This is a genomic window from Muribaculum sp. (assembly GCF_029051885.1).
Classification (GTDB): Bacteria; Bacteroidota; Bacteroidia; order Bacteroidales; family Muribaculaceae; genus Muribaculum.
Map to the genome: position 1 here is coordinate 1 of NZ_JAIDKI010000161.1, position 3,433 is coordinate 3,433.

Below are 3,433 nucleotides of genomic sequence, written 5' to 3' on the forward strand. Positions count from 1 at the left end.
TCGCCGGCGACTATATCAAGGAAGCATCCGACAGCTGTGTCGACATGACCGCTGTAGGTTTCCTCTACCGCTACGGCTACTTTACCCAGACTCTCTCGGTCGATGGCCAGCAGATTGCCAACTACGAGCCCCAGGACTTCAACATGCTGCCGCTTGAGCAGGTGCTTGACGCCGACGGCAAGCCCGCCATCCTCGAGGTACCTTTCCCCGGACGTATCGTCTACAGCCACATCTGGCGTGTAAACGTAGGCCGCATGTGTCTCTATCTGATGGATACCGACTTCGACATGAACTCGGAGTTTGACCGTCAGATTACCCATCAGCTCTATGGCGGTGACTGGGAAAACCGTATCAAGCAGGAGTATATGCTCGGTATCGGCGGTGTGCTCATGCTCAAGAAACTCGGTATCAAGAGCGAGCTCTACCACTGCAACGAAGGCCACGCCGCTCTGCTCAATCTCCAGCGTCTCGTCGACTATGTACAGGACGATCATCTCGACTTCAACACCGCCCTCGAGGTAGTGCGTGCATCGAGCCTCTATACCGTACATACTCCCGTGCCCGCAGGCCACGACTACTTCGACGAAGGCCTCTTCGGCAAGTATATGGGTGAGTTCCCCCAGAAGCTCGGCATCTCGTGGAGCGACCTTATGAACATGGGCCGCGAGAACCCCGACAGCCCCGAGCGCTTCTCGATGAGCGTGTTCGCGCTCAACACATGCCAGGAAGCCAACGGCGTAAGCTGGCTCCACGGCGAGGTGTCGAAGAAGATGTTTGCAGGCATCTGGAAGGGATACAACTGGGCAGAAAGCCACGTAGGCTACGTGACCAACGGTGTGCACATGCCTACTTGGGCCGCATCAGAGTGGAAAGCTCTCTACGAGGAAAAACTCGGCGCAGAGATGTTCCAGCACCAGAGCGACACAAAATACTGGGAAAAGATATACGATGTAGCCGATAAGGACATCTGGGCTCTCCGCACCACGATGAAGAACAAATTTATCGACTTCGTGCGCCGCGACTTCAAGGAGAAGTGGCTCAAGAACGCCGGCGACCCCACCCAGGTAATGTCGATTACCGAGAAGATCAACCCCAACGCGCTCATCATCGGCTTTGCACGCCGCTTCGCCACATACAAGCGCGCCCACCTTCTCTTCTCCAACCTCGACCGTCTGGCCGCTATCGTCAACAACCCCGACCGTCCCGTACAGTTTGTATTCTCAGGCAAGGCTCACCCTGCCGACGGCGCCGGACAGGGCCTCATCAAGCGTATCGTTGAGATTTCTCGCATGCCCCAGTTCCTCGGCAAGATTATCTTCCTCGAGAACTACGACATGATTGTAGCAAAACGCCTCGTCAGCGGCGTCGACATCTGGCTCAACACTCCGACCCGTCCCCTCGAGGCATCCGGTACATCGGGCGAGAAGGCCGAGATGAACGGTGTGCTCAACTTCTCCGTACTCGACGGATGGTGGTATGAAGGCTACAAATTCTGCGAGCAGGGCGGATGGGCGCTCACCGACAAGCGCACATTTACCGACCAGGGCCAGCAGGACAAGCTCGATGCCGAGGTTATCTACACTATGCTTGAGAAGCAGATTATACCTCTCTACTTCGAAAACCGCAAGGGTGGTTTCTCTGCCGAGTGGGTAAAATATATCAAGAACTCTGTAGCCAAGATTGCTCCCCACTTCACCATGAAGCGCATGATCGACGACTACATCGAGCGTTTCTACGACAAGGAAGCCAAGCGCTACAAGAAACTCCACGCCCACGACTTCGCTCTCGCAAAAGAGATTGTGGCATGGAAAGAGAAGGTTGCTCAGGCATGGCCCGGCGTACACGCTGTGTCGGTTGAGGAATTCAATGCCGATCCCGCCAACACCAAGGCCGGCGAACCGTTCCGCACAGTCATCAAGCTCGACGCCAACGGCCTCGGCCACGATCTCGGCGTAGAGTGTGTAATCTACAAGATTGAGGACGGCCAGGAGAAATATGAAGGTCGCGAAGAGTTCAAGATGGTAGGCGAAGAGGGAAATATCTGCACCTTCGAGCTTAAGACCAAACTCCGCGAGGCCGGTACATTCCGCTACGCTTACCGCGTATATCCCAAGAATGCCGAGCTTCCCCACCGTCAGGACTTTGCCTACGTACTTTGGGTATAATCGACCGACAATCCCGTTCGCCACAGTCAGGATATCCCTGATATCGGGGCGATTACATAAAAAAAGCATCGTGCACTGCACGATGCTTTTTTATGTATTATAATCTGCTGTCTTAGAAAACTTTCATTATGGCTTCGGCCCAATAGCGGGCGAGGAGAGCGGCTCCCTCTTTGTTGGGGTGGAGATAAAATGTGCCGGCATTTCCGTTTTCGGGGGTAAACAGTTCGGTATGGTTTTCGAATGCATCGTATGCTAAGGTATCACCAGGAAACACATGTCCCGGATTGACCTCGGTGTAGTAATCTATAAGTCGCGGTATCATGGGCTTATAGGAGTTGAGCCTGTCGAGACCGGCCTTCAGGTACATGGCTTTGTTGTATGTGTTTGGGCTGTACCATATAGGGCTATGGATTACTACCTTGCAATCGGGAAACAGTCGTAGGAGTTCATTTATTATTGCCTGCATGTTGGTGTAGTACTGCTGTGGAAGCACAGGTGCGCCAAGCGGGCGTGATTCGGCACTGTCGTTGGTACCGAGCGATATGGAGAATATAAGACCCCGTTCCCCAATATTTGTTAACGCTGGGGTCGCATCTCTCCGGCGCTTTTTGCCTTATTCTTCAGTCACGTAGCTACGGCTACGCTCTATCATCACAAGACAAAAATCACTCAGAGAGATGCGACCCCAGCGTTAACAAATATTGGGGAACGGGGTCTAAGACAGTCTACAGACAAGGCACCCCCTGCCGGCGATTGCCGGCAGGGGGTGCTGGTGAAATAAGGTAGGGATTCCGATTAGCGGATGAGAGCGCGGCCGCCCCATACCAGGAGCACGCCGAGGATTACGCTGAGAGCGAGATAAAGCACGAATGTGCCCCAGTCGCCTTTCGAACCGAGTACCCACATATCGTCGGCAAACGACGAGAATGTGGTGAAACCTCCGCAGAATCCGGTAATCAGCAATACGTTTTCGCCCGGTGTCATTACATGAGCTTTCTCAAGCAGTCCGAAGAAGAGGCCGATGATGAAGCATCCGATGATGTTGACCAGGAATGTGCCCATGGGGAAGGCGCCGTGCCACATGCCGGCACACCATTTCCCAACGAGATAACGTCCGCAGGTACCGACAAATCCGCCGCAGCCTGCCAGTAGCATAGCCTTAATCATAGTGAAGAATTTTATGTGTTGATACTAAGAGCTTGTTTAATAATAAATGTTACCGTCAGGGCGGTCAATCGTCGAGCATATTTTCGCTTGTGATGAGGGAG

The 3,433-nt window shown here is 53.6% G+C and carries 3 protein-coding genes; 1 reads left to right on the forward strand and 2 read right to left on the reverse strand.

The features are described from left to right. Positions 1–2,165: alpha-glucan family phosphorylase (gene glgP / locus K2I50_RS06950; RefSeq protein WP_301025544.1), on the forward strand; the 2,165-nt coding region annotated here is incomplete at its 5' end. Between the two features lie 112 nt (positions 2,166–2,277). On the opposite strand, the gene K2I50_RS06955 is transcribed toward glgP, so the two are convergent. Together K2I50_RS06955 and crcB are read right to left on the reverse strand one after the other, a co-directional pair. After that, positions 2,278–2,736: a GDSL-type esterase/lipase family protein gene (locus K2I50_RS06955; RefSeq protein WP_367279094.1), complete on the reverse strand. Its 459-nt coding sequence runs from the start codon at positions 2,734–2,736 to the stop codon at positions 2,278–2,280. 224 nt (positions 2,737–2,960) lie between these two features. Next, positions 2,961–3,332, reverse strand: coding sequence for a fluoride efflux transporter CrcB (gene crcB, locus K2I50_RS06960; RefSeq protein WP_301025546.1), 372 nt, complete (start codon positions 3,330–3,332; stop codon positions 2,961–2,963). Positions 3,333–3,433: the final 101 nt, after the last annotated feature.